The 22,414-nt window shown below is 64.3% G+C and carries 25 protein-coding genes; 18 read left to right on the top strand and 7 right to left on the bottom strand.

Annotated features, from left to right (window positions below; all coding sequences use genetic code 11):
• Positions 1-88: 88 nt before the first annotated feature.
• On the bottom strand, positions 89-997 hold the full coding sequence (locus tag FBZ93_RS23355; protein WP_146988871.1) for a LysR family transcriptional regulator: 909 nt from the start codon (positions 995-997) through the stop codon (positions 89-91).
• A gap of 106 nt (positions 998-1,103) precedes the next feature.
• Here FBZ93_RS23355 and FBZ93_RS23360 point away from each other — a divergent pair, with 106 nt between their 5' ends.
• A complete protein-coding gene (locus tag FBZ93_RS23360; RefSeq protein WP_146988873.1) occupies positions 1,104-2,168 on the top strand; it encodes an aromatic ring-hydroxylating dioxygenase subunit alpha in 1,065 nt (354 codons plus the stop codon).
• Between the two features lie 275 nt (positions 2,169-2,443).
• A complete protein-coding gene (locus tag FBZ93_RS23365) occupies positions 2,444-3,517 on the top strand; it encodes an alpha/beta fold hydrolase (protein ID WP_146989389.1) in 1,074 nt (357 codons plus the stop codon).
• A 72-nt stretch (positions 3,518-3,589) separates the two neighbouring features.
• Here FBZ93_RS23365 and FBZ93_RS23370 read toward each other — a convergent pair whose 3' ends face one another.
• The 3 genes from FBZ93_RS23370 to FBZ93_RS23380 all read right to left on the bottom strand — a co-directional run bounded on the left by FBZ93_RS23370 (position 3,590) and on the right by FBZ93_RS23380 (position 6,594).
• Positions 3,590-3,940, bottom strand: coding sequence for a RidA family protein (locus FBZ93_RS23370; protein WP_146988875.1), 351 nt, complete (start codon positions 3,938-3,940; stop codon positions 3,590-3,592).
• 180 nt (positions 3,941-4,120) lie between these two features.
• Positions 4,121-5,044, bottom strand: coding sequence for an alpha/beta hydrolase family esterase (locus tag FBZ93_RS23375; RefSeq protein WP_146988876.1), 924 nt, complete (start codon positions 5,042-5,044; stop codon positions 4,121-4,123).
• Between the two features lie 86 nt (positions 5,045-5,130).
• Positions 5,131-6,594: a CDGSH iron-sulfur domain-containing protein gene (locus FBZ93_RS23380; RefSeq protein ID WP_146988878.1), complete on the bottom strand. Its 1,464-nt coding sequence runs from the start codon at positions 6,592-6,594 to the stop codon at positions 5,131-5,133.
• Positions 6,595-6,699: 105 nt separating this feature from the next.
• Between FBZ93_RS23380 and FBZ93_RS23385 the strand changes: the two genes are divergently transcribed.
• Entirely contained in the window at positions 6,700-7,047 is a 348-nt protein-coding gene (locus tag FBZ93_RS23385; RefSeq protein WP_146988880.1) for a winged helix-turn-helix transcriptional regulator, read from the top strand.
• A 152-nt stretch (positions 7,048-7,199) separates the two neighbouring features.
• On the opposite strand, the gene FBZ93_RS23390 is transcribed toward FBZ93_RS23385, so the two are convergent.
• A complete protein-coding gene (locus FBZ93_RS23390) occupies positions 7,200-8,099 on the bottom strand; it encodes a LysR family transcriptional regulator (RefSeq protein WP_146988882.1) in 900 nt (299 codons plus the stop codon).
• Positions 8,100-8,350: 251 nt separating this feature from the next.
• Between FBZ93_RS23390 and FBZ93_RS23395 the strand changes: the two genes are divergently transcribed.
• The 7 genes from FBZ93_RS23395 to FBZ93_RS23425 all read left to right on the top strand — a co-directional run bounded on the left by FBZ93_RS23395 (position 8,351) and on the right by FBZ93_RS23425 (position 12,479).
• On the top strand, positions 8,351-9,559 hold the full coding sequence (locus FBZ93_RS23395; RefSeq protein ID WP_146988884.1) for an arabinose transporter: 1,209 nt from the start codon (positions 8,351-8,353) through the stop codon (positions 9,557-9,559).
• Positions 9,556-10,338, top strand: coding sequence for a carboxymuconolactone decarboxylase family protein (locus FBZ93_RS23400; protein ID WP_146988886.1), 783 nt, complete (start codon positions 9,556-9,558; stop codon positions 10,336-10,338). Before FBZ93_RS23395 ends, FBZ93_RS23400 begins: the two co-directional genes overlap by 4 nt.
• 10 nt (positions 10,339-10,348) lie before the next feature.
• Entirely contained in the window at positions 10,349-10,579 is a 231-nt protein-coding gene (locus tag FBZ93_RS23405; protein WP_146988888.1) for a tautomerase family protein, read from the top strand.
• 120 nt (positions 10,580-10,699) lie between these two features.
• Entirely contained in the window at positions 10,700-11,095 is a 396-nt protein-coding gene (locus FBZ93_RS23410) for a (R)-mandelonitrile lyase (protein ID WP_146989390.1), read from the top strand.
• Positions 11,096-11,109: 14 nt separating this feature from the next.
• The gene (locus FBZ93_RS23415; RefSeq protein WP_146988890.1) at positions 11,110-11,511 is read left to right on the top strand and encodes a DUF2255 family protein; all 402 of its coding nucleotides are present in this window, start codon (positions 11,110-11,112) and stop codon (positions 11,509-11,511) included.
• A 1-nt stretch (position 11,512) separates the two neighbouring features.
• Entirely contained in the window at positions 11,513-11,683 is a 171-nt protein-coding gene (locus FBZ93_RS41370) for a hypothetical protein (RefSeq protein ID WP_246667612.1), read from the top strand.
• A gap of 439 nt (positions 11,684-12,122) precedes the next feature.
• Positions 12,123-12,479, top strand: coding sequence for a hypothetical protein (locus FBZ93_RS23425; RefSeq protein ID WP_146988892.1), 357 nt, complete (start codon positions 12,123-12,125; stop codon positions 12,477-12,479).
• 108 nt (positions 12,480-12,587) lie between these two features.
• Here the strand turns inward: FBZ93_RS23425 and FBZ93_RS23430 are convergent, their stop codons facing one another.
• The gene (locus FBZ93_RS23430; protein WP_146988893.1) at positions 12,588-14,246 is read right to left on the bottom strand and encodes an FAD-binding dehydrogenase; all 1,659 of its coding nucleotides are present in this window, start codon (positions 14,244-14,246) and stop codon (positions 12,588-12,590) included.
• Between the two features lie 278 nt (positions 14,247-14,524).
• Between FBZ93_RS23430 and FBZ93_RS23435 the strand changes: the two genes are divergently transcribed.
• From FBZ93_RS23435 to FBZ93_RS23460, 6 genes are all read left to right on the top strand, one after another.
• Positions 14,525-15,004, top strand: a complete 480-nt coding sequence (locus tag FBZ93_RS23435) for a hypothetical protein (protein WP_146988895.1) — start codon at positions 14,525-14,527, stop codon at positions 15,002-15,004.
• Between the two features lie 152 nt (positions 15,005-15,156).
• Positions 15,157-15,345, top strand: a complete 189-nt coding sequence (locus FBZ93_RS23440; RefSeq protein WP_092126258.1) for a hypothetical protein — start codon at positions 15,157-15,159, stop codon at positions 15,343-15,345.
• An 18-nt stretch (positions 15,346-15,363) separates the two neighbouring features.
• A complete protein-coding gene (locus tag FBZ93_RS23445) occupies positions 15,364-15,954 on the top strand; it encodes an SCO family protein (protein WP_146988897.1) in 591 nt (196 codons plus the stop codon).
• Positions 15,955-16,194: 240 nt separating this feature from the next.
• Positions 16,195-17,079 carry a transporter substrate-binding domain-containing protein gene (locus tag FBZ93_RS23450; protein WP_433995441.1) on the top strand — a complete coding sequence of 295 codons (885 nt, stop codon included), beginning with the start codon at positions 16,195-16,197 and terminating at the stop codon, positions 17,077-17,079.
• 186 nt (positions 17,080-17,265) lie between these two features.
• Positions 17,266-18,918, top strand: a complete 1,653-nt coding sequence (locus FBZ93_RS23455) for a lysine--tRNA ligase (RefSeq protein WP_146988901.1) — start codon at positions 17,266-17,268, stop codon at positions 18,916-18,918.
• Positions 18,919-19,157: 239 nt separating this feature from the next.
• Positions 19,158-19,943, top strand: a complete 786-nt coding sequence (locus FBZ93_RS23460) for a class II aldolase/adducin family protein (protein ID WP_246667613.1) — start codon at positions 19,158-19,160, stop codon at positions 19,941-19,943.
• Positions 19,944-20,119: 176 nt separating this feature from the next.
• Here FBZ93_RS23460 and FBZ93_RS23465 read toward each other — a convergent pair whose 3' ends face one another.
• Positions 20,120-20,773 (bottom strand): S24 family peptidase, encoded by a 654-nt coding sequence (locus FBZ93_RS23465; protein WP_146988905.1) that lies wholly within the window; start codon positions 20,771-20,773, stop codon positions 20,120-20,122.
• A 199-nt stretch (positions 20,774-20,972) separates the two neighbouring features.
• On the opposite strand from FBZ93_RS23465, the gene FBZ93_RS23470 reads away from it, so the two are divergent.
• Both FBZ93_RS23470 and FBZ93_RS23475 read left to right on the top strand, forming a co-directional pair.
• The gene (locus tag FBZ93_RS23470; protein ID WP_143201823.1) at positions 20,973-21,317 is read left to right on the top strand and encodes a DUF952 domain-containing protein; all 345 of its coding nucleotides are present in this window, start codon (positions 20,973-20,975) and stop codon (positions 21,315-21,317) included.
• The gene (locus FBZ93_RS23475) at positions 21,314-22,411 is read left to right on the top strand and encodes a quinone-dependent dihydroorotate dehydrogenase (RefSeq protein ID WP_146988907.1); all 1,098 of its coding nucleotides are present in this window, start codon (positions 21,314-21,316) and stop codon (positions 22,409-22,411) included. The genes FBZ93_RS23470 and FBZ93_RS23475 overlap by 4 nt, the downstream gene beginning before the upstream one ends.
• Positions 22,412-22,414: the final 3 nt, after the last annotated feature.

Genomic DNA, 22,414 nt, shown 5'->3' on the forward strand with positions numbered 1-22,414 from the left:
TGTTGGCTGAATAATATCATTAGATGCCAAGCCGGCGCACAGGTTCCCGAGAAAATGGCGGCCGATTGGGAAATGCGCCGATCGGCGGCTACGGCCTGATATAGGCCTCCGGATCGCCGCGCGCGTGCGCTTCCATTGCATCGAGGAAGCAGCGCACCTTGGCCGGGACAAATTGCCGCGCCGGCAGCAGTGCGTGCACATTGAGCGGCTCGCAGACATGGTCCGGCAACAGCCGCCGCAACTGGCCGGCCGCGACCGCGGCGCGGGTGTAGCTCGCGGTGACCCGCAGCACGCCATGGCCGGCGAGGGCCGCCTGCAGCCGGACATGGGCATTCGATGAGGTGAGACGCGCGCGATCGACCGCGAGATGCTCGACCGCGCCGCCGGGCGCCGTGATCGCCCATGGCGGATCGCTGGGGCCGGTCAGCAGCGGCAGCTGTCTCAGTTCATCCAGCGTGCGCGGTTCGCCGAACTTCTCCAGCAGCGCCGGTGCCGCGAACAGGCCGCGCTCGAGGGTGAAGACGCGGCGGATCACGATGCCGGCCGACGGCAGCGGCGCCTCCAACATCGCGAACACGATGTCGTAGTTCTCGGCGATCGGGTTGACGATGTCGTGCTCGACGTCGATCCGGATCGCGAGCTCCGGATAACGGCCCATCACCGCGCAAGCGACCGGCCCCGCGTGATGCGCGCCGAATTCGTACGGCGCCTTGATGCGGAGCGTGCCGGCGACCGCGCTCGACATCGCCAGCGCCTCGCTGTGGGTGTCGTGCAGCGCGGCGAACAGCGGGCGCACCTTGCGATAGATGGTCTCGCCGGAATCGGTCAGCCGCAGATGCCGCGTGGTGCGTTCGATCAGCCGCAGCCCGAGATTGGCCTCGAGACGCTGCACCGCAGCACTGAGGCTCGATTTGGGATGTCCGAGCACGCGCGCAGCCGCGGTGAAGCCGCCATGCTCGACAACCTCGCAAAACAGCTCCCAGTCGCGCCACTCCATGGCCGATTGTCCATCCACCGGTACAGTGTGTCCAGCCAAATCGGATTATCCCGATGGCCGGGATCACCTAACCTGATTGCAAGCAAATTTGCATCGGGAGGGTGAAATGGCCGACGACGGAATTTTCCTGCGCAACGCCTGGTACGTGGCGGCGCTGAATCACGAGCTGATCGACGGCAAGAAGCTGGCGCGCACCATATTGGAGCGGCCGATCGTGATCTATCGCGGCGCCAGCGGAAAGGTCGTCGCGCTCGATGACCGTTGCTGCCATCGCGCCGCGCCGCTCTCGATGGGGCGCGTCGAGGGCGACGATATCCGCTGCATGTATCACGGCATGAAGTTCGCGGCCGACGGCAAGTGCATCCAGATCCCCGGCCAGGACGCGATCCCCGCCAAGCTCGGCGTGCGCAGCTATCCGGTGGTCGAACGCTACAACATGATCTTCATCTGGACCGGCGATCCCGAGAAGGCCGATCCGAAGCTGGTCCTCGACTATCCGCCGCTGGAAGATCCCAAATGGCGCGGTCTGCCGGGCTACATGCACTACAAGGCCAACTGGCTTTTGATCGTCGACAATCTCAGCGACTTCGCGCATCTCGCTTTCGTGCACACCAACACGCTCGGCGGCTCCGAGGAATACGCCTACAAGACCAAGCCGGTCGCGATCGAAAAGCTCGACGACGGCTTCCGCGTCGAGCGCTGGCACATGGGCGCCGATGCGCCGCCCTACCACAAGAAGGTGATCTCCAACCGCGACGACAAGGTCGATCGCCGCAATATCGGCCGCATGATCGTGCCGGGCATCTTCACGCTCGACACCACGTTTGCGCCGGCCGGGCAGGGCGTGGAGAAGGGCGTTCAGGTTCCGGGCACGCGGTCATACCGCAACGCGCAGTTCATGACGCCGGAGACCCGCTCCTCGACACACTTCTTCTGGAACTATTTGCACGATTTCGACACCGACAATCCGAACATTTCGCTGTCGCTGCGGCATTCCCTCGAGGAGGCCTTCAACGAGGACAAGGACTTCATCGAGGCGCAGCAGAGGGTGCTCGACGTCGACCCGGATTATCAGCTGCTCGCGATCGGCGCCGATGCGCCGCTGACCTATTTCCGCTGGCTGTTCGCGCGCAAGCTCGAGGCGGAGAAGGGAACGGCACGGGCCGCATAATCGTTGCAGCGATAGTTGTCCGCGCCCAGCCAAAGTCGCGCCGGGATCGCGAGATCGTGACCTCCCGGCATGGCCGTCGGTCCAGCGGGTTGACGTAAGGTGATCGACCTTAATTCGTCGGTTCTTGATCGGGGTCAAGGTTTCGACCTGCGCCGGCCTGACTATTGTCGCTGGCGATCAATCGGTGAATAAGCTTGCGCGAAAAGACAGACCCGCCTGAACGGAGTGGCAGCACCAATTGGGTGCAGCACGCTTGGCTATGGCCATTTGAAGCCATGCGATTGGCGCTGGAGATCTACTCACCATGGCAGCCGGATCGCCCGGCCGAGCCCCCGGATGCGCCGGACGACGTGGAGGGGGCGCTGCCCTGGACGACGGCCCATTCCGTCGCGCTGCAATTGCCGACGATGCGCCTGCTCGACTTCTCGAGAGCGGTCGAGGGCCGGCCGCTGCTGGTCTGCGCGCCCTACGCGCTGCACCGCGCGAAGATTGCGGATCTTGCAAAAGGCCACAGCCTGATGGAGGCGTTGCAAGAGGTCGGTGTTGCGCGTCTTTATCTCACCGATTGGCGCTCGGCGACGCCGGAGATGCGGTATTTCTCGATCGACACCTTTCTGTCCGATCTCAACGTGGCCGTCGACAGCATCGGGCCACCCGTCGACCTCGCAGGTCTCTGTCAGGGCGGTTGGCTGTCGCTGCTCTATGCTGCGCGTTTTCCCGGCAAGGTGCGGCGGCTCGTGCTTGCAGGCAGCCCGGTCGACGTCTCGGAACCGTCATATCTGTCCCGGATGGTCACCTCGCTTCCGCAGCAAGGCTTCGAGGCAATGGTGCGGCAGGGAGATGGGCTCGTCAGTGGTGAGCACATGTTGCAGGTGTGGAGCGCCCCGTTCAACATGCTTGACGTGGAGGCTGCGCTGCAGCGGCGGCTCGACGGCAAATCGGAGGAGGCGCGGTCTCTGCTCGATCGCTTCACGCGCTGGAACGACGAGACGCTTGATCTGCCGGGCACCTTTTACCTCGAAGTGACTGACTGGATCTTTCGCAAGAACCGGATCGCGGCAGGCGACTTCGTTGCGCTCGGTCGCAAGATCGATCTTGCTGCGGTGAACTTGCCCGTCTACCTGCTCGCTGCGGAGAAGGACATCGTTGTTCCGCCCGATCAGGCATTTGCGACAATGCGGCTCCTGGGCACGCCGCCCTCATGGTTGCAATGCGACACCGAGCCATGTGGTCACCTCGGCCTGTTCGTCGGCTGCATGGCCTTGACTGGCCCGTGGCGCCGGATTGCATGCTGGCTTCAGTCCGATCTCGAAGATGCCGCAAGCGAGCGATCTCGGATCAGCGCGTGAGGCGCCAAATGAAAATGCCCCGAACTGCAGTTTTGCAATCCGGGGCATCGAACGTCCATCGCGATGTCGCGCTTACTTCGCCGCGACGACCATGATCTCGACGTCGTACTGCGGAGCCGCGAGCTTGGCCTCGACGGTGGCGCGAGCCGGGGTGTTGCCCTCGGAGACCCAGCCATCCCACACCGCGTTCATCTCCGGGAACGTCTTCATGTCGGTGATGTAGATGGTCGCGCTGAGCAGCTTCGACTTGTCGGTGCCGGCCTTGGCGAGGTGACCGTCGATGATCGACAGGATGTCCTTGGTCTGGTCGGTGACGCTGCCGCCCGCGGCCTTGCCGGCGACGACGCCGGCGAGATAGACGGTGTTGCCGTGCACGACGGCCTGGCTCATGCGCGGGCCGGTTTCGAAACGCTGAATGCTCATTTGGGTCTCCACTTGAATGGCGGGCATGTCTATAGCGTTTTCAAGCGAAGTGGCTACCGGTTCGCGTGAAGAAAACGCGTCAAAACAAGAGATCGAGAGGTTTGGTTCTGATTTTGATCAGAACCAGACCTCTAGCCTGTCGGGGCGACCACCGCCACTGCGCATTTTGCAGCGCACCTCTCACGGAAATCGCGCAAAGAACGCCCAAATCGTGTCGGCACCGTCGATGTCGCCGTTTTGCGGGCCGAGCAGCGTGGTCGCCAGTTTCGCAAAATGCGCATCCGGGAAGTTGCCGGGCATGCGATGACCGCCGCCATTCACACGATAGAGCACGACGTCATGTCCCTGCGGGCAGGTTGAATCGACCCGCGTGACGGTCGATTGATCGGACGGATTGCGGTCGGGCAGGTCGGTGGTTGCGGCGTCTCTGGTCTCGCAGCCATTGGTGTGTCGCCAGAATTGCAGCGTGCGTTCGGTCGACCAGAAGCCGCCGACCGCGAACGTGCTGGTGCCGCGCCCGCCCTGATAGGGGATCAGCGGATCGAGGGTGCCGTTCATCAGCAGCATCGGCACCGGACGTTGTGGCCGGCAGGCGCGGGCGGATTCATCGGTCAGGTTCATGATCACGCTGGCCACTGCTGCGAACAGGTCGGCACGTTCGCAGGCCAGCGTCATCGCCATCGCGCCGCCGTTGGAGATGCCGGTGACGTAGATGCGCTTCGGGTCGGCGATCCCGTCGCCCACGAGCTTTGCGATCAACTGCGAGATGAAGGCGACGTCGTCGGTGCCCTCAGGCGGCGGATTGCCGGCGCGCCGCCTGGAAGGCCGGGAGTCGGCCCAGGCGTGGTTCAATCCATCGGGATAGGCCACGGCAAAGCCATCGCGCTTGGCGATCAGCGGCCACGACGTCCGCGTGAGCATGTCGGCGCTGCTCTGGGTCTTGCCGTGCAGCACGATGACAAGCGGCGCGGGCCTGGTTGCCGGAGCCTGCAGCACGAATGTTCGCGTCGTGCCGTTGACGAGGAGCGAATCCGCCGCCGCCGGCGCAACGCCAAGTGCGAGGACGCCGGCCAGAGTCAGTATGCCGATTGGATGCCGTCGCATCGCCGAACAAGCCCGCCCCTGCCGCGGCGATTGCAGCATGCCTGTGCGACGTGTTCAACCGGTCCGGCCGGGGCGTGGCTTCACGATCAAGCTGGCGCTTTCACCGCGCCCGCCCAGCGCGCGAACAGCGCCACCTGTTCGGCCGGCCAGGCGCCGTCGCACGGCATGGTGCCGGCCTCCAGGCGGGCGAGGATCTGCCGGCTGTGCCGGGCGACGTCCTCCTCCTTCCAGAGATCGAAGGCGAACAGCATCGAGCTGCGATCCATCGGCCGGAACAGCGGCCGGATATGCTGCTCGAACTGCACCGCCTCATCCGGACCGGGCCACGCGACGCCGGTTTCGCTCACGGCCTGCGCATCGTCCGCGATTGCGGATGGGCGTGCCGCGGGTGTCGCGTTGCAGACCCACCACCAGCGCGGCACCGGCATGTTCGGCGGCGGCTTCGCGTCGGCGCCGGAGTTCTCCACCGCGATCCGCGAGCCCCATTCGATATAGGCGACGAAGGCGGCGCGGAATTCCGGATCGGACGGCAGTCCGGCATCGTCGGCGCTCTGCACCATGTAGGTGGCCCACAGCGCGCGCTGCTCCGGCCGGATCTCCTTGCCGATGTGCTGCGACACCATCCGCCGATAGCCACCATAGCGCTCTGTATAGAGCCGCGGACCGCCGAACACCTCGCTGAGCCAGGCCGCCACCCGTTCCGGATGATCCGGCGACATCTCGGCGAACAGCGGAGAGAGCAGCGGGTCCTCCGGCACGTAGCGGCTGTAGAAGATCCGCGTCATGTCGAGCAGCGCCGGATAGCCGCCGGCCCATTCGAACAATGTCGGCTCGCGCAAGGGATCGGGGACCGGGTCGTGAAACCCGACGTTCCAGTGCATCCCGCTGCAGAACGGCTTGTTCAGCGACGAGCCGCAGCGGCACAGGCTGGCATGTTCCTGAGACGCACCCGCGTTCTGTGCGACCGGCGTGCCGCCTTCGTCGACCAGTTCTACGCGGCCGGTGACGCGATACGGGCCGTCCTTCGATATTTCGATCTGTGGCGGCCGGCTGGTATCGGACAGATCGGCGTCGCGCTCCGGGCCGATGCCGATGCCGAGTGCGCCCGACGGGCATCTGCGCACCGCATTGATGAGATCGTCGAGGCGCGCGCCGCTCGGCGCAACGAACGGCTCCTCGCCAAGATGGAACACCGAGTTGAGGCGGTCGGTGCAGAAGGCTGAATGCGCGCAGGTGCCGCGGTTATCGAACACGAACGCCTGCTGCCCGGCATAGACCTCGAGCTTGTCGGGCACGCGCCGCGGATCCCTGGCGTCGGTGAAGCCGCGCGCGACGTGACTGTCGTCGCAGAACGGCTTGGTCTGCGATTGTCCGCAGCGGCACAGCCGCACCGGCGCCTCGGCTGCAACCGGCACACCGAGATGATCGACGATCGCAATGCCGGGCTCGAGTTCGTAGGGCCCGCTGCGTCTGACGACGATGCGCTTGCGCTTGTGTCGCTCGACGTTTGGACTTTGGTTTGGACCTTGGGCGGAATTGTCGTCTGTCATACCTTGCAATGATCCCTAAGCTCGCCCAACCCGTGCGAAGCGTGCTTAGATGGATCGATGGCGGCGCTCAACGAACCAGATGGAAAGTGCCGCGGGAGAGTTGCGATGATCCGCAAGACCAAGCGCAAATATGGTTGCCCGGTCGAGTTCTCGATCGATCAGCTCAGCGGCAAATGGAAGACCGTGATCCTGAGCCGGCTGAAGGTCCGGCCGATGCGCTATGGCGAACTCCGCCATGACATCCCGCAGCTCAGCGACAAGGTGTTGACCGAGCGGCTGCGCGACCTCTGCAATTCAGGCTTCGTCAAGCAGGAGCGCGGCGGCGGCTCCTCGCGCTACTGCCTGACCAAGCGCGGCGAGATGCTGAAGCCGATGCTGCAGGCACTTTACGACTGGGGCGAAGCCAACGCCGACACGTTCGGCGTGCGGTTCGCGAGCGCGGAGGCGGAGTAGGACATGGACTGGTGAATCTTCGTCGATGCCCGGTTCAAGATGACGCCGACCTCCTTTGCGCAACCGCAGCGCATGTCGCGATGGGCCAAGTGCGGAACTATCCAGTTGGGTAACGCGAGTTTGCTTCGCTGACAATAGCTGACGTCAGCAGATCATCTGCGCCGGTACCGCAGCGTGTCGACCAACAAGGCGAAAGCCGGCGAAGGCTGGCGGCGGCTTGGATAGTAGAGGTGGTAGCCGGAGAACGGCGGACACCAATCCGAGAGTACCCTCACCAGCTCGCCTCTGGAAACGTAGGGCTGCACATGGCCTTCGGTCAGGTAGGCCAGGCCGAAACCTTTGAGCGCACCCTCCAGGAGGAGGCTCGCGCTATTGAACACAAGCTGTCCCTCGACGCGAACGTTGAGTTCTCTCCCATCCTTTTCGAACTCCCATGCGTAGAGGCTGCCACCGTGCGTCGGTAGGCGAAGGTTGAGGCAATTGTGGTTCGTGAGATCCTGCGGCGTCTTCGGCCGCTTGCGCTCGGCGAAATAGGAGGGCGAGCCGACGACGGCCATCCGGAGGTCCGGTCCGACCCTCACGGCGATCATGTCCTTGGCGACCAATTCGCCTGGACGGATACCGGCATCGTACTGGGCGGCCACGATATTCGTCAGACCGTAGTCGATCAGGGTTTCGACGTTGATGTCCGGGTACTTCGGAAGGATCCTCGAGAGCGCAGGCATGAGAATGGCCTGGACGGCATATTCCGTCGCAGTGATCCGGATCGTGCCCGCCGGCTTCTCTCTCAATTCACCGAGTGCCGCGAGTTCGACGTCTATGTCGGCGAATTTCGGGCCGATCTTCTGGAACAATCGCTCTCCGGCTTGCGTCGGCGTCACGCTGCGGGTCGTACGGTTCAGCAATCTGACGCCGAGGCGCTCTTCCAGATTTCTTATGATCTGGCTGAGCGCGGATTGCGTCATGCCGAACTTCGCGGCGGCGCGCGTGAAACTGCGCTCCCTCGCCACGGCGAGGAAAGCGAGGAGGTCGCTCGCGTCTTCCCGTTGCATTGATAAGTCTGCCTAATGACTACATTCGAAATCTATCACCTAATCCCGGGAGATCGAAGGGCTTAGGTTCGGACCAGCCATCGGGGCATTGCTGCTCCGACAGGAGGGCGAGCACCGATGATCGAGGAAATCAGGACGAATGGTCTCGGCTCGCTCGTTTCGCGCGGCGGTCGCGCGCCAAATGAGCCAGTCCGTGGCAGTGGACATCAGCGAGATCCGTTACCAGCCAACGAGGCAGGAACTGTGAAGTCATGTCGATAACCGCCATGCAAGAGCCAGTCGCCGCCCCTCGCATCGCAGCCGCATTGCTGCCGATCATGGGCGTGGTCTTCGTTGCCTTTCTCGTCATCGGCGTGGCGATGCCCGTTCTGCCCCTTCACGTGCACGATGGGTTGGGTCTCGGAACGTTCGTGGTGGGCCTTGTCGCCGGCAGTCAGTTCGCCGCATCGTTGATATCGCGACCGTGGGCAGGTCACTATTCGGATGGTCACGGAGCGAAGCGCGGCGTGATCGCAGGCCTCCTGGCAGCCACAGCCGCGGGACTACTCTATCTGCTATCGCTCGGCTTCAGCGGGTCTCCGCGGACGTCGGTGGCGATCCTCCTGTTGGGGCGCGCGTTGCTCGGCGGAGCCGAGAGCTTCATTATCACTGCGGCAGTGAGTTGGGGATTGGCGCTCGCAGATTCTCGGAGCCCGGGAAGGGTCATCGCCTGGGTGGGCTCGGCGATGTTCGCGGCCTTCGCGATCGGCGCGCCTGCTGGATCCGCACTTTATGCAGCCTACGGCTTTGCGGCGATCGCATTGGCCACAGCGGCGGCTCCGCTGGCGACCCTGCTGCTTGTCGCATCGCTTCCTGCGGTCGCTCCCGTGCAGCATGGGCGCTCCTCGTTCGCCGCGGTTGTCGGCGTCGTCTGGGTGCCGGGCTTCGGATCGGCCCTCGGCAGCGTCGGCTTCGGCGCGGTGACCACGTTCGTCGCCTTGCTGTTTGCGATCCGAGGGTGGCCCAACGGATGGCTCGCCTACACGGCCTACGCCGTCGCCTTCATTCTGGCGCGGGTATTCTTCAGCCACTTGGCCGACGCGATCGGCGGCGCGAAGGTCGCTCTGGTCTGCGCACTGATCGAAGCCGCCGGCCAGGCGCTGATCTGGTTGGCCGTCCGACCCGAGATGGCGCTCGTCGGCGCCGCGCTCACCGGGTTCGGCTTCTCGCTGGTCTATCCCGGCTTCGCCGTCGAAGCGGTTCGCCGCGTTCCGGCACAGAGCCGCGGCCTGGCCATGGGCGCCTACACCGCTTTTCTCGATCTGGCTCAGGGGGTCGCCAGCCCCGCGCTCGGATTGATCGCGACCGGAGCGAGGCTGAACGTTCTATTTCTGGCCAGCGCCGCCACCGTTCTCTGCGCCGCGCTCGTCGCCTGGTGGCTGATCGTGAACCCGGTCGCCGTTGAGGGAAGCCCGCAATGAGGATGCTCGCAGCAGCCTTGTTCTCGCTCTGCCTGATCGCAGGTGCTGCCGTCGCGGAGCAGACCACCATCGAAGGAGCAAATCCCATGTCCCAATCGAAAGACGTTCACCTCGTCGCGCCGGCGCTGGCGAAGTACGCGCATGATGTCGTTCTGGGCGATCTCTGGAAGCGGCCCGGTCTCTCGCGTCGCGACCGCAGCATCGTTACTATCTCTGCGCTCATCGCTCGCGACCAGACCGTCGAACTGCGATACTATCTCGGTCTTGCGCTCGACAGCGGCGTGACGCCGGCCGAGATCTCCGAGATCATCACGCATTTGGCGTTCTACACCGGTTGGGCCAACGCAATGGATGCGATCCCGGCGGCAAAGGACGTCTTCACGGGCCGCAACATCGGCGTGGACCAGCTCCCGGCGGTCTCGGGACCGCAGCTTCCGCTCGACGAGGTCGCGGAGAAGCAACGCGCGACGCGTGTCGGAGAGCAGTTCGGCCAGATTGCGCCGAGCCTCGTCCAATACACGACCGACGTGCTCTTTCGGGATCTCTGGCTGAGACCGGATCTTGCGCCTCGGGACCGGAGCCTGGTCACAGTCAGTGCTCTCGTCGCGACGGGACAGGTTGCCCAGATCACCTACCACTTGAACCGGGCGATGGATAACGGATTGACCCGGGACGAGGCCGGCGAGGTGCTCGGTCAACTCGCGTTCTACGCCGGCTGGCCCAACGCGTTCTCCGCGGCGCCGATCATCAAGGATGTCATCGAAAAGCGCCAGCGCTGAAGGAGACGCCATGCCGCATGTCGTCGTCAAGCTCTACTCGGGAAAGTCCGAGCGACACAAGCAAGCGCTTGCGCAAGCGATCATGGATGCGGTGACAAGCACGCTCAATTGCGGCGAAGAATCCGTTTCCGTTGGCATCGAAGACGTGCAGCCGAAAAACTGGACCGAGCAGGTCTACGGGCCCGACATCATCGGCAAGCCCGACACGATTTACAAGAAACCTGGATACGGCCCGCTCTAGGCAGAGCGCACGATGATCACACGCAGAAGAGTGCTGATGTGCGGCGGCGTCGCCGCTTCGATCGGAGTGCGTAACCCGCTGGCGCTCGCGTCCGAACCAGCAAAGGAGCTTCGCATGGATATCGACATCAAGAGAAACGGGTCTCGGCCTTCGCAGAAAGGCTCTCAGGACTGGTTCACCGGCACAGTACGCGTGGATCCGCTGTTCCAGGCGCCCGACCCGGCCCGCACCGGCGCCGGTCAGGTCACGTTCGAACCCGGGGCCCGCACCGCGTGGCACACCCATCCGCTCGGGCAGACATTGATCATCACGTCGGGACTCGGTTGGGTGCAGCGTGAGGGCGGCCCCGTCGAGGAGGTCCGTCCCGGCGACGTGGTGTGGTTTCCGCCCGGACTGAAGCACTGGCACGGCGCGTCGCCCACGACGGCAATGACACACATCGCTGTCCAGGAATCCGTCGGAGGCAAGAACGTCGACTGGATGGAGAAGGTCAGCGACGAGCAGTATCGGAAGTGATCGGAGAGACCGGCATGACCGCTTGGACACAAGACGAGTTGGGCAAGATCGCCGCTTCGGACGACCTTCGCATCGCGCCTCTCCGCGAGGACGGGCAAACCTGCGGTACGCCGACCTGGATCTGGTCCGTGGTGGTGGACGGCGCGCTCTATGTACGCGCCTACAACGGCAAGGCCTCCCGTTGGTATCAAGCGGCTAACCGTCAAAGGGCGGGACGGATCAGTGCCGCCGGCATCACGAAGGACGTGACGTTCGAGCCGATCGAAGGAGCCATCAACGATCGGATCGACGAGGCCTATCGGGTCAAATATCGCGACAGTCGCTATCTCGACCCGATGATCGGCGCACGTGCGCGCTCCGCTACGGTCAGAATAGAACCCCGCGGCGGTTCGGAACGAACACGGGCAGGTGGATGACATGGACGCCAGGCAATTTCTGATTCTTGGAGTCTCGATGCTGGCGGCGTCCATGATCGGTCCCGTCACCGCTCAAGAAGCGCATCAACCGATGCTGCAGGCACTCTACGATTGGGGCGAGGCCAACGCCGACACGTTTGGCGTGCGGTTCCTCGGTGCGGAGTTGGAGTAGTTCCACTGCGTCATAAGGGTAGCGATCTGCAGCGGGACCACTTCGTCATTGCGAGCGAAGCGAAGCAATCCATCGCGCCGTAAGCATGGATTGCTTCGTCGCTCGCGCTCCTCGCAATGACGGAGCTGCATATCGTCAAGTCTTCTCAGGATGAGCGACGAAATTTATGACGCAATAAGATCAGAGCAAGGTGAGATCAAGCTGCGAGGGACACTTGCGTCATTTCTGAATATTAGAAGTATGCTCCTGATTTGCCCGACGTGTCAAGTTCCTCGGTCGAGCGCCGGCCGCCGCCGGCTGCTTTGCATGGGGTTGTTTTCGATATTTTGGCGTCGTCCCTGCGACGGCGCTGGTGTCGGGAGCGGAGTTCCGCCGGAACAATAAGCAAGGAAAGCTCGTTGTCGCGGGATGTTGGGGGTCATCAACACAAGGAATACTCATGCGCATCCGCATCTCTACGGCGTCGATCATCGTTGCCGCGCTCTCGCTTGGAACTCCTGCTTGGGCGCAAACGCAGGGAACGCAACCGAACACGCCGCAGGCCGAGTCTGAGCAACCCGCCACGATCAAGACCATACAGGTCGTGGACGTCAAGGAACTGAAACCCGAAGTCCGCTCAAGGGTCGAGGCCGTCATCGCAAAGGCAAGCGAAGAAGACCTGAAGAGCCTGCGCGGTTCCATCGACGCGTCCACGGAAGCGACATCCGCGCTCAAGGCGAAGGGACTGAGCTCGGCACAGGTTGTCGCGGTCAATCTCAGCAACGGCATTCTCACGCTGTTCACCAAGGTGGCGTGAGCGCTGGGATAGCTGAAGAAATTCGGACTCAATGATGACAGCCCGCCGGTTCAACCCGGCGGGCTCTTTCATTTTCGTTTCGCCGTCTCGCCCGTGACGAGGGGGGCCTCAACTCACCGCCTTCGCCGCCGCGCGCCCGGCGTTGCGGCCCGAGAACAGGCAGCCGCCGAGGAATGTTCCCTCCAGCGAGCGATAGCCGTGCACGCCGCCGCCGCCGAAGCCGGCGGCTTCGCCGGCCGCGTAGAGCCCGCGGATGATCTGGTGATCCCTGCCGAACACGCGTGAATCGAGATCGGTCTCGAAGCCGCCGAGCGTCTTGCGGGTCAGGATGTTGAGCTTCACCGCGATCAGCGGACCGTGCGCGGGATCGAGGATCCGGTGCGGCTTCGCGGTTCGGATCAGCCTGTCGCCGATGTAGCGCCGCGCATTGTGCAGGTTCATCACCTGCGCATCCTTGACGTAAGGGTTGGTGATCTCGCGGTCGCGCGCCTCGATCTGCGTCCTGATGGCGTCGTGTTGCAACAGGTCATTGCCTGTGAGCTTGTTCATGGCGACGACGAGGTCGGCGAGATTGTCGCGCACGATGAAGTCGGCGCCGTGCTGCTTGAAGGCCTCCACCGGCGCCGGCGCGCCCTTGTTGGTGGCGCGCTTGACCGTCATGCGCCAGCTTTTTCCGGTGAGGTCGGGGTTTTGCTCCGAGCCCGACAGCGCGAACTCCTTCTTGATGATGCTCTGGGTCAGGATGAACCACGAATAATCGTAGCCGGTGCCCATGATGTAATGCAGTTGCCCGAGCGTGTCGGAGCCCGGGAACAGCGGCGCCGGCAGTCGCTGGCCTGACGCGTCGAACCACATCGACGATGGCCCCGGAAGAATCCGGATGCCGTGACGCGGCCAGATCGGGTTCCAGTTTTGGATGCCCTCGACATAGTGCCACATGCGGTCGCGGTTGATCAGCCGGCCGCCCGCCTGCTCGGTGATTCCGATCATGCGGCCGTCGACATGCTCGGGCACGCCGGAGATCATGAACTTCGGCGGTTCGCCGAGCCGCTTCGGCCAGTTCTGCCGCACCAGATCATGATTGCCGCCGATGCCGCCGGAGGCGACGATCACCGCCGGTGCGCGCAACGTAAAATCACCGACGACGTTGCGCGAGGAACTCTTGCCGCGCTCGACCGAGGTCGTTTCCAGGATCGCGCCGCTGACGCCGTCGACCGCGCCATTGCTGACGCTGAGCGCATCGACGCGATGGCGGAACTTGAATATCAGCCGTCCGCTCTTGGCGGCCTCGCGCGCGCGGCGCTCGAACGGTTCGACGATGCCGGGGCCGGTGCCCCAGGTGACGTGGAAGCGCGGCACCGAATTGCCGTGACCCATCGCGTCGTAGCCACCGCGCTCGGCCCAGCCGACCACCGGGAAGATGCGGTGGCCCATCGCGCGCAACCAGTCACGTTTCTCGCCCGCCGCGAACGCGACATAGGCTTCGGCCCATTTGCGCGGCCAATGATCCTCGTCACGATCGAAACCCGCAGTGCCCATCCAGTCCTGCAGCGCGAGTTCGACCGAATCCTTGATGCCGAGCCGGCGTTGTTCCGGCGAATCGACCAGGAACAATCCGCCAAACGACCAGAAGGCCTGGCCGCCGATGCTCTGTTCCCCCTCCTGGTCGAGCACGATGACGCGCTTGCCGGCGTCGGCGATCTCGGTTGCGGCGACCAGGCCGGCAAGTCCGGCGCCGATCACGATCACATCTGCATCGTCAGCCATTTGGATGTCCCCCGTCCCGCCGCGATTCAAGACCGCGCCGTTGTGCGCGGTCAACGCCAAATGGACCTTGCCTGTGGCGGCGAAGCACCAAATGGTTGCGGCAAGTTGTTCCAGTTTGGGACCTTTTCCCCACGTCACTGCAGCGTCGGCGCAACACCCAATTTGAATTTGTTTTGACCGGCTTCGCTCGTCTGGACAAAAATCCGTCGCCGCAACACGCTCACGATTGTCTTGCATCACAGACCAAACAGATTCGGTTTCGACTGGGGCTGGCCAAAATGAAGTTGCTGACGGGGTTGCTCGCTGCGGTTCTCCTGCTGGCGGGAATGGGGGCGTCTCAAGCAGTGGTCAGGATCGCCGACGATCGCGGCGGCAAGATCGGGGTCTATGTCGACAGGTATCAGGACCTGCGCACGTCGGGTGAGACCGTGATCATTGACGGGCTGTGCGCCTCGGCCTGCACCATCGTGCTCGGCAAGGTGCCGCATGACCGGATCTGTGTGACCTCACACGCCACGCTCGGCTTCCATGCTGCCTGGGATTACGGCGACAATGGCCGCCCGGTCCCCAATCCTGAAGCCACCCATATGCTGTACCTGATGTATCCGCCGGCGGTGCGTAAATGGATCACCGATCGCGGTGGCCTGACCCGGCACATGATCTTCCTGCGCGGCAAGCAACTGCAGGCGCTGTACAAGCCCTGCTACCTCAACGCCCAGGCCTCGGCGCCCAAGGCGACCGCTGAGCCCGCACGCTGAGCCGCTGATCCCGGTCCAACATCCTCTCGCGTCATGGCCGGCGAGCCCACCATGACGAGGGGGGGCGCGGCGGATATCGCCTCGCTATCATTTGACGGAATGCGACCGCCATTGCGCTTGCTGGCTGGAGGAACCCGGCTTATCTCAACCGCATGGTTCAGCCGATCTCCACCCGATCCGAGCTTGTCACGGCTCCGCAGGGCCGGGTGGCGTCCGCGATCCTGTGGGGCGCTGCCGGAATCGGCGGATTGGCCTTGCTCGCCGCCGCCGCGCTCTGGTTCCACTACGGGACCGCGGTGTTTTTCGAAATGATCACGGCCGGCATCGCCGCCTGCTTCTGACAAGGACGCCCCTGCATCATGCCCCGGACCACTCGCCCATTGGTGATCTTCGCTGCCTTCGCGGGCAGTCTGGCGGTCGGCCTGTTCCTCATGTTGTGGGCGGTCGGCGGCTTGCGCACCGTCGCCGCGCCAGCCGCGATCGGTGGGCCGTTCCAGCTCACCGACCAGGCCGGCCAGACCGTCACCGACAAGAATCTCCAGGGCAAGCCGACGCTGATCTTCTTCGGCTTCACCCATTGCCCGGACATCTGCCCGACCTCACTGTTCGAGATTTCCGAGGTCCTGAAGGCGATGGGCAAGGACGCCGACCGCGTGAATGCCTATTTCGTCTCGGTCGATCCGGAACGCGACACCGCCACGGCGATGAAGGACTACCTGTCGAGCTTCGATCCGCACCTCAAGGGCTTGACCGGCGAGCCGGCCGCGATCGCCAAGGTGCTGTCGAGCTACCGTGTCTACGCCAAGAAGGTGCCGCTGAAGGATGGCGACTACACGATGGATCACACCGCGCTAATCTATCTGATGGACCGCGACGGCCATTTCGTCGCGCCGTTCAATCTGAAACGGACGCCGGAAGAGGCGGCCGCCGATCTCAAGCGGTATCTCTGACCGCCATTTCCGGCCCAGATTAACCCATTCGGCGCTCGCATCAGGCGCCGGATGGTCTATAAGCCGTTCAATTCCCTGATATTGCCGGTTATGCCGAATCTGTCCGCCCAACCCTTTGCCGTCCGTTCGCGCCAGCTTCGCCTGGCCGCGGCAATGATGGCGGTTGCCGGGCTGGCCGTGGCGGGGCCGGCAGTTGCGCAGACGCCTCCGGCGACGGCGCCGCAGGCACCGGCGGCCAAGATGGCTCCCGCACCGGCCGCGCCTGCCAAGCCCGCCCCCGTACCAGTGGCGCCCGCGACGCCCCCGTCGGCTGCCGCCTCGTCGGCGCCGAACCAGCCTGCCAAGGCGGCCGAGGCCGCGCCGCAGGCGGTGCCGGGCTTCTGGGACCCGCGGCGGCGGCCGGATCGGCCGGACCTGTCGCGCCTCACCGTGATCCGCTTCCTGACCGAGACCGATTATCCGCCGTTCAACTTCACCGGCCCGGACGGCAATCCGGCCGGCTTCAATGTCGACCTGGCGCGCTCGCTGTGCGACGAGATCAAGGTCACCTGCACCATCCAGATGCGGCGCTTCGAGACCTTGATCGATGCGCTCGCCACCAACCGCGGTGACGCCATCATCGCGTCGATGGCGGTGACGCCGCAGCTGCGCGCCAAGGTCGATTTCACCGATCCCTATTACCGCGCGCCGGCCCGCTTCGTGTCGCGCCGCGACAATGTGATGCCGGAAATCCGCCCGGAATATCTCGAGGGCAAGAAGGTCGGCGTCATCGCCGGCACCTCGCACGAGGCCTACCTCAAGGCGATGTTCACCGACGCCGAGATCCATTCCTATCCGGACAACGACACGCTGCGCGCGGCGCTGCGCCGCGGCGAGGTCGACTTCATCTTCGGCGACGCGATCTCGCTTGCATTCTGGATCAACGGTACCGATTCCGCCGAGTGCTGTGCGTTTTCCGGCGGCCCCTTCGTCGAGAGCCGCTATTTCGGTGAGGGCGTCGGCATCGCCGTTCGCAAGGGCAACGATCTGCTCCGGCAGTCCCTGAACTGGGCGCTGTTCCGGATATGGGAAAAAGGCCGCTTCACCGATCTGTGGCTGCGCTATTTCTCGATCAGCCCGTTCTGACGCGGCGCGATGTTATCCGCCGTCGTTGCGAGCGAAGCGAAGCAATCCATGCCTCACCGCGGGGATAGATGGATTGCTTCGTCGCTTCGCTCCTCGCAATGACGGTTTGGGGCGAGTTGGCCCCAAACTTTGCATTTTGCCGCGAAAGCGTTAGTTTTCGCGGCCTTTTTGGAGAAAGCCTGAAGAATGTCCGTGATTGATCTTGCCGCCAGCCCGAGCGACCTGCGGGCGCTCGCCGAACAATCCAACGCCTGGCCGTTCGAGCAGGCAAAAGCGATTGTGGCGCGGCTGAAGAAAAATCCCAAGGATAATCCAAAGCACGAGGTGCTGTTCGAGACCGGCTATGGCCCGTCGGGCCTGCCGCATATCGGCACCTTCGGCGAGGTCGCGCGCACCACGATGGTGCGCCACGCCTTCCGCGTGCTGACCGAGGATAAGATCAAGACGCGCCTGCTCGCCTTCTCCGACGACATGGACGGCCTGCGCAAGGTGCCGGACAACGTGCCGAACAAGGAGATGCTCGAACAGCATCTCGGCAAGCCGCTGACCAAGGTGCCCGATCCGTTCGGCACCCATCCGAGCTTCGGCCAGCACAACAACGCGCGGCTGCGCGCCTTCCTCGACCAGTTCGGCTTCGACTACGAATTCGCGAGCTCGACCGAGTATTACACTTCAGGCCGGTTCGATGCCGCGCTGCTGCGCATGCTGGAGCGGATCGAGAAGGTGATGGCGATCATGCTGCCGTCGCTGCGCGAGGAGCGCGCGGCGAGCTACTCGCCGTTCCTGCCGATCTGTCCGCGCACCGGCCTCGTGCTCTACGTGCCGGTGACGGCGCATGACGCCAAGGCCGGCACGATTTCGTACGAGGATCCCGAGACCAAGGAGAGCGTCACCGTTCCGGTCACCGGCGGCCGCTGCAAGCTGCAATGGAAGCCGGACTGGGCGATGCGCTGGTACGCGCTCGGCGTCGACTATGAAATGGCCGGCAAGGACCTGATCGATTCGGTGAAGCTGTCGGCCAAGATCTGCTCGGCACTCGGCGGCACGCCGCCGGAAGGCTTCAACTACGAACTGTTCCTCGACGAGAAGGGCCAGAAGATCTCGAAGTCGAAGGGCAACGGCCTGACCATCGACGAGTGGCTGCGCTATGCCTCGCCGGAATCGCTGTCGCTGTTCATGTATCGCGAGCCGAAGGCGGCGAAGCGGCTCTATTTCGACGTCATCCCGCGCAATGTCGACGACTACCAGCAGTTTCTCGACGGCTTCACGCGGCAGGAGGCACGGCAGCAGCTGCAAAATCCGGTCTGGCACATCCATTCCGGCAAGCCGCCGCAGGCCGACATGCCGGTCACCTTCCAGCTCTTGCTGACGCTGGTGTCGTCGTCGAACGCGGAGAATGCCGAGACGCTGTGGGGTTTCATCGGCCGCTATCGTCCGGGCGTGACGCCCGAGAGCCATCCGAAGCTCGATGCGATGGTCGGCTATGCCATCAACTACTATCGCGACTTCGTGGCGCCCACGAAACAGTTCCGCGAACCGACCGATGGCGAACGAGCCGCGCTGCAGGATCTGCGCGATGCGCTCGCCAACATGCCGGCAAGCGCGACCGCGGAAGACATCCAGAACGTGGTCTACGAGATCGGCCGTCGCGAGCCGTTCCTCGACATGGTCAAGAAGGGCAAGGACGGCCGCCCCGGCGTGTCGCTCGACTGGTTCAACATGCTCTACCAGGTGCTGCTTGGCCAGGAGAAAGGCCCGCGCTTCGGCTCCTTCGTCGCGGTCTACGGCGTGCAGAACGCGGTCAACATGATCGACGGCGCGCTGGCGCGGTCGTCATAGTTCGACGGACGTGTAGCCCGGATGGAGCGAAGCGAAATCCGGGGACCATCTCCCAGCGGCCTCAGGCGCCCCGGATTTCGCTTCGCTCCATCCGGGCTACCGCTGCGGCGCTAGGCCGCAAAAACCAGATGGCTGATCCCCGGCAATTTCACCGGAGGTCAGCGCCGGACTGCGCTACACTTGCTCCATAAAATCAGCACGGCCTCCATCGAGCGGCCGGCACAGATGGGAGCATGCGCATGCAGTTCAGGGTTTCGCCGACATCGCTGCAGGACAGTTCGAGCGCCGAGGAATGGCAGGCGCGGGTCGATCTCGCAGCCGCGCATCGGCTCGCTTACATCCACGGCTTTTCGGAAGGCATCTTCAATCATCTCACCTTCGTGGTTCCCGGCCGCAGCGACCGCTACTACCAGATCCCGTTCGGCATGCACTGGTCGGAGGTAACCGCGTCGTCCTTCATGGAGGTCGGCATCGACGATGCCGAGGTGAAGCGCGGCGAGGGTGAAGTCGAGCGCTCCTGCTATTGCATCCACGCGCCGATCCACAAGGCATTGCCGCAGGCCAAGGCGGTGTTCCACACCCATATGCCGTATGCCAGCGCGCTGACGCGGCTCGAGGATCCGCGCATCAAGGAGATCGGGCAGACCGAGGTCGGGCTGTCGGAGGCGATCGCCTATGACGATCTCTACACCGGCCCTGCGCTGGATCCCGAGGAAGGCGCGCGGCTCGCCAGGGTGATCGGCAACAAGACCATCCTGTTCATGGCCAACCATGGCATCTCGACCGTCGGCGAGACCGTGGCCGATGCCTATGACCGGCTCTATTACATCGAGCGCGCCGCGCAGGTGCAGATCTACGCGATGTGGACCCAGCAGCCGCTCAAGCAATTGCCGCAGCATGTGGTGGAGAAGACCAAGCGCGATTTCCGCGACGACCATCTCTACAACGGCCCGAGCCCGTCGCAGCGGCACTTCGATGCGCTGAAGCGGATGCTGGACCGCAAGGAGCCGGACTACGCGACGTAAGGGGCGTTCCGAACGTACCGCGATCTCCGCCGTCGTCCCGGCAAAAGCCGGGACCCATAACCACAGGGCTGGATTGTTAGAGCAGGCTGTGGCCCCAGCGTGTGTAAGCAATGCTGCGCGGTGGTTATGGCTCCCGGCCTACGCCGGGACGACGATGGTGGTGACTGCATCGCCTATTACTGGCTCGCCCACACCACACGCGCGATCCAGGCGACCTCCTCGGCATCGAGCATGCGGTCAGGATGCTCCGGATTGAGCGATGCGAGCTCCAGCACCTTGCCGGTGCGTCGCTTCAATTCCTTCACCATCACCTCGCCGCCGGTCGTGCGCACCACGACGCGATCGCCGCGGCGGATCGCGGTTGCGGGTGACACCACGATGATGTCGCCCTCGCGATAGGCCGGCTTCATCGAGTCGCCCTCGATCTCCAGCGCATAGGCGTGCTCGTCTGATGTCGCCGGCAGCGCCACTTCGTCCCAGCCCTTGCCGGCGGGAAAGCCTGAGTCGTCGAAATAGCCGCCGGCGCCGGCCTGCGCGAAGCCGAGCAACGGCACCGACTGGCCGCCGCGCGGACCATCGCCGAGCAACTGCACGAAGGTCTCCATGCTGGCATTGCTCGCGGCCAGCGCCTTGGAAAGCGATTCGGTCGAAGGCCAGCGTTCGCGCCCATCACCGGTTACGCGCTTGGACTTGTTGAAGGTGGTGGGATCGAGACCGGACTGCTTGGCAAGGCCGGACGGCGACAGGCCGGCACGTTCGGCGAGCCGGTCGAGCGCGGCCCAGACCTGAGCGTGGGTCAGCGGTCGCGCGGCTTTGGGCTGTTTGGCCATCGAGGACATCCCGGATGGTAGGAATTATTGCCTGAAACTTCGATTTTCGCAAATCTGCCGCCGGATGTGGCGCGACACCGCTTGAGTTGCGCCGCGACCGCCGATACGGTCCCTCGCTCGCCATATGGCGACTGGGGCATTTCCCCTCAAATCCGGATAAAACCCCAAGAGACTCAAGGACAAAAGGGAAGGCCGGGCCGTGCCCATGATCTATAAAATCACCCCCGCTTCGGCCTGGCGCGAGGCCGAGCGGCAGGGCGTGTACCGGGGCAGTGCGGACGACAATCGCGACGGCTTCATCCATTTTTCTACAGCCTCCCAGGTGGCCGAGACCGCGCGCAAGCACTACCACGGGCAAACCGGCCTGTTCCTGGTTGCGGTCGATGCCGCTGCGCTCGGCGACGCCTTGCGCTGGGAGCGCTCGCGCAATGACGAGCTGTTCCCGCATCTCTATGGCGAACTCGACCTCGGCGCGGTCACCGAAATCCTCGACCTGCGCGCGCGCTCCGATGGCGGCCACGACGTTCCGGAGCTCAAGCCGTGATCCGTGCCTTCGACGCCTTCTCGCTGCCGCTGCTGCGCTGGTTCGATCCCGAAGATGCCCATCGCATGGCGATCCAGGGCCTGAAGCTGCTGCCGCCGATCCGGCAACGGCCGGATGATCCCAAGCTCGCGGTGCGCGCCTTCGGGCTGAACTTTCCGAATCCGATCGGCATGGCGGCAGGCTTCGACAAAAGCGCCGAAGTGCCCGACGCGCTGCTGCGGCTCGGCTTCGGCTTTGTCGAGATCGGCTCGGTGACGCCGAAGCCGCAGGCCGGCAACCCGCGGCCGCGGCTGTTTCGGCTGGAGCGCGACGAGGCCGTCATCAACCGCATGGGCTTCAACAATGACGGCGCGGAAGCCGTGCTGCGTCGGCTTGCCGCGCGCGCCGGCGGTGGCGGCATCGTCGGCGTCAATGTCGGGGCCAACAAGGATTCAGAGGACCGCACGGCCGATTATGTGAAGCTGATCGAGACCTTTGCGCCGGTCGCGAGCTATTTCACCGTCAACGTCTCCTCGCCGAATACGCCGGGCCTGCGCAATCTGCAGCAATCGGCGGCGCTCGATGATTTGCTGGCGCGGGTGATCGATACCCGCGAGCGCGTGCGCAAGAACGCCGGCGACTCGCCGGTGCTGCTGAAGATCGCGCCGGATCTGAGCCTCGCCGAGCTCGACGACGTCGTGCACGTCGCCCGATCGCGGCGCGTCGACGGCATGATCGTCGCCAACACCACGCTGGCGCGGCCCTCCACCTTGCGCGAGGAGAACCGCGCCAAGGAGCAGGGCGGCCTGTCGGGCCGTCCGCTGTTCCGCCTCTCGACGCGGATGGTCGCCGAGACCTATGTCCGCGTCGAGGGCGCGTTTCCGCTGATCGGCGTCGGCGGCATCGATAGCGGCGGCGCCGCGCTGACCAAGATCCGTGCCGGCGCCAGCCTGATCCAGCTCTATTCCTCGCTGGTCTACAAGGGCATCGGCCTGATCGACGACATCAAGCGCGATCTGTCCTCGACCTTGCTGCGCACGGGCCGTGACTCGCTCTCCGAAATCGTCGGCGCCGATGCCGCGACCATCACGGCCGAGGACTGGCCGGTGAGGTAGCCT

The organism is Bradyrhizobium macuxiense, assembly GCF_007993935.1.
Classification (GTDB): Bacteria; Pseudomonadota; Alphaproteobacteria; order Rhizobiales; family Xanthobacteraceae; genus Bradyrhizobium; species Bradyrhizobium macuxiense_A.

What these genes read in the sequence shown, in the direction of transcription:
- FBZ93_RS23385 (WP_146988880.1), top strand. Translation starts at nt 6,700, where the DNA reads ATGATCCGCAAGACCAAGCGCAAATATGGTTGCCCGGTCGAGTTCTCG.
- FBZ93_RS23360 (WP_146988873.1), top strand. Translation starts at nt 1,104, where the DNA reads ATGGCCGACGACGGAATTTTCCTGCGCAACGCCTGGTACGTGGCGGCG.
- FBZ93_RS23375 (WP_146988876.1), bottom strand. Translation starts at nt 5,044, where the DNA reads ATGCGACGGCATCCAATCGGCATACTGACTCTGGCCGGCGTCCTCGCA.
- FBZ93_RS23415 (WP_146988890.1), top strand. Translation starts at nt 11,110, where the DNA reads ATGACCGCTTGGACACAAGACGAGTTGGGCAAGATCGCCGCTTCGGAC.
- FBZ93_RS23445 (WP_146988897.1), top strand. Translation starts at nt 15,364, where the DNA reads ATGCCCCGGACCACTCGCCCATTGGTGATCTTCGCTGCCTTCGCGGGC.
- FBZ93_RS23365 (WP_146989389.1), top strand. Translation starts at nt 2,444, where the DNA reads ATGCGATTGGCGCTGGAGATCTACTCACCATGGCAGCCGGATCGCCCG.
- FBZ93_RS23450 (WP_433995441.1), top strand. Translation starts at nt 16,195, where the DNA reads ATGGCTCCCGCACCGGCCGCGCCTGCCAAGCCCGCCCCCGTACCAGTG.
- FBZ93_RS23395 (WP_146988884.1), top strand. Translation starts at nt 8,351, where the DNA reads ATGTCGATAACCGCCATGCAAGAGCCAGTCGCCGCCCCTCGCATCGCA.
- FBZ93_RS41370 (WP_246667612.1), top strand. Translation starts at nt 11,513, where the DNA reads ATGGACGCCAGGCAATTTCTGATTCTTGGAGTCTCGATGCTGGCGGCG.
- FBZ93_RS23440 (WP_092126258.1), top strand. Translation starts at nt 15,157, where the DNA reads ATGGTTCAGCCGATCTCCACCCGATCCGAGCTTGTCACGGCTCCGCAG.
- FBZ93_RS23400 (WP_146988886.1), top strand. Translation starts at nt 9,556, where the DNA reads ATGAGGATGCTCGCAGCAGCCTTGTTCTCGCTCTGCCTGATCGCAGGT.
- FBZ93_RS23355 (WP_146988871.1), bottom strand. Translation starts at nt 997, where the DNA reads ATGGAGTGGCGCGACTGGGAGCTGTTTTGCGAGGTTGTCGAGCATGGC.
- FBZ93_RS23465 (WP_146988905.1), bottom strand. Translation starts at nt 20,773, where the DNA reads ATGGCCAAACAGCCCAAAGCCGCGCGACCGCTGACCCACGCTCAGGTC.
- FBZ93_RS23370 (WP_146988875.1), bottom strand. Translation starts at nt 3,940, where the DNA reads ATGAGCATTCAGCGTTTCGAAACCGGCCCGCGCATGAGCCAGGCCGTC.
- FBZ93_RS23455 (WP_146988901.1), top strand. Translation starts at nt 17,266, where the DNA reads ATGTCCGTGATTGATCTTGCCGCCAGCCCGAGCGACCTGCGGGCGCTC.
- FBZ93_RS23405 (WP_146988888.1), top strand. Translation starts at nt 10,349, where the DNA reads ATGCCGCATGTCGTCGTCAAGCTCTACTCGGGAAAGTCCGAGCGACAC.
- FBZ93_RS23460 (WP_246667613.1), top strand. Translation starts at nt 19,158, where the DNA reads ATGCAGTTCAGGGTTTCGCCGACATCGCTGCAGGACAGTTCGAGCGCC.
- FBZ93_RS23435 (WP_146988895.1), top strand. Translation starts at nt 14,525, where the DNA reads ATGAAGTTGCTGACGGGGTTGCTCGCTGCGGTTCTCCTGCTGGCGGGA.
- FBZ93_RS23425 (WP_146988892.1), top strand. Translation starts at nt 12,123, where the DNA reads ATGCGCATCCGCATCTCTACGGCGTCGATCATCGTTGCCGCGCTCTCG.
- FBZ93_RS23430 (WP_146988893.1), bottom strand. Translation starts at nt 14,246, where the DNA reads ATGGCTGACGATGCAGATGTGATCGTGATCGGCGCCGGACTTGCCGGC.
- FBZ93_RS23380 (WP_146988878.1), bottom strand. Translation starts at nt 6,594, where the DNA reads ATGACAGACGACAATTCCGCCCAAGGTCCAAACCAAAGTCCAAACGTC.
- FBZ93_RS23390 (WP_146988882.1), bottom strand. Translation starts at nt 8,099, where the DNA reads ATGCAACGGGAAGACGCGAGCGACCTCCTCGCTTTCCTCGCCGTGGCG.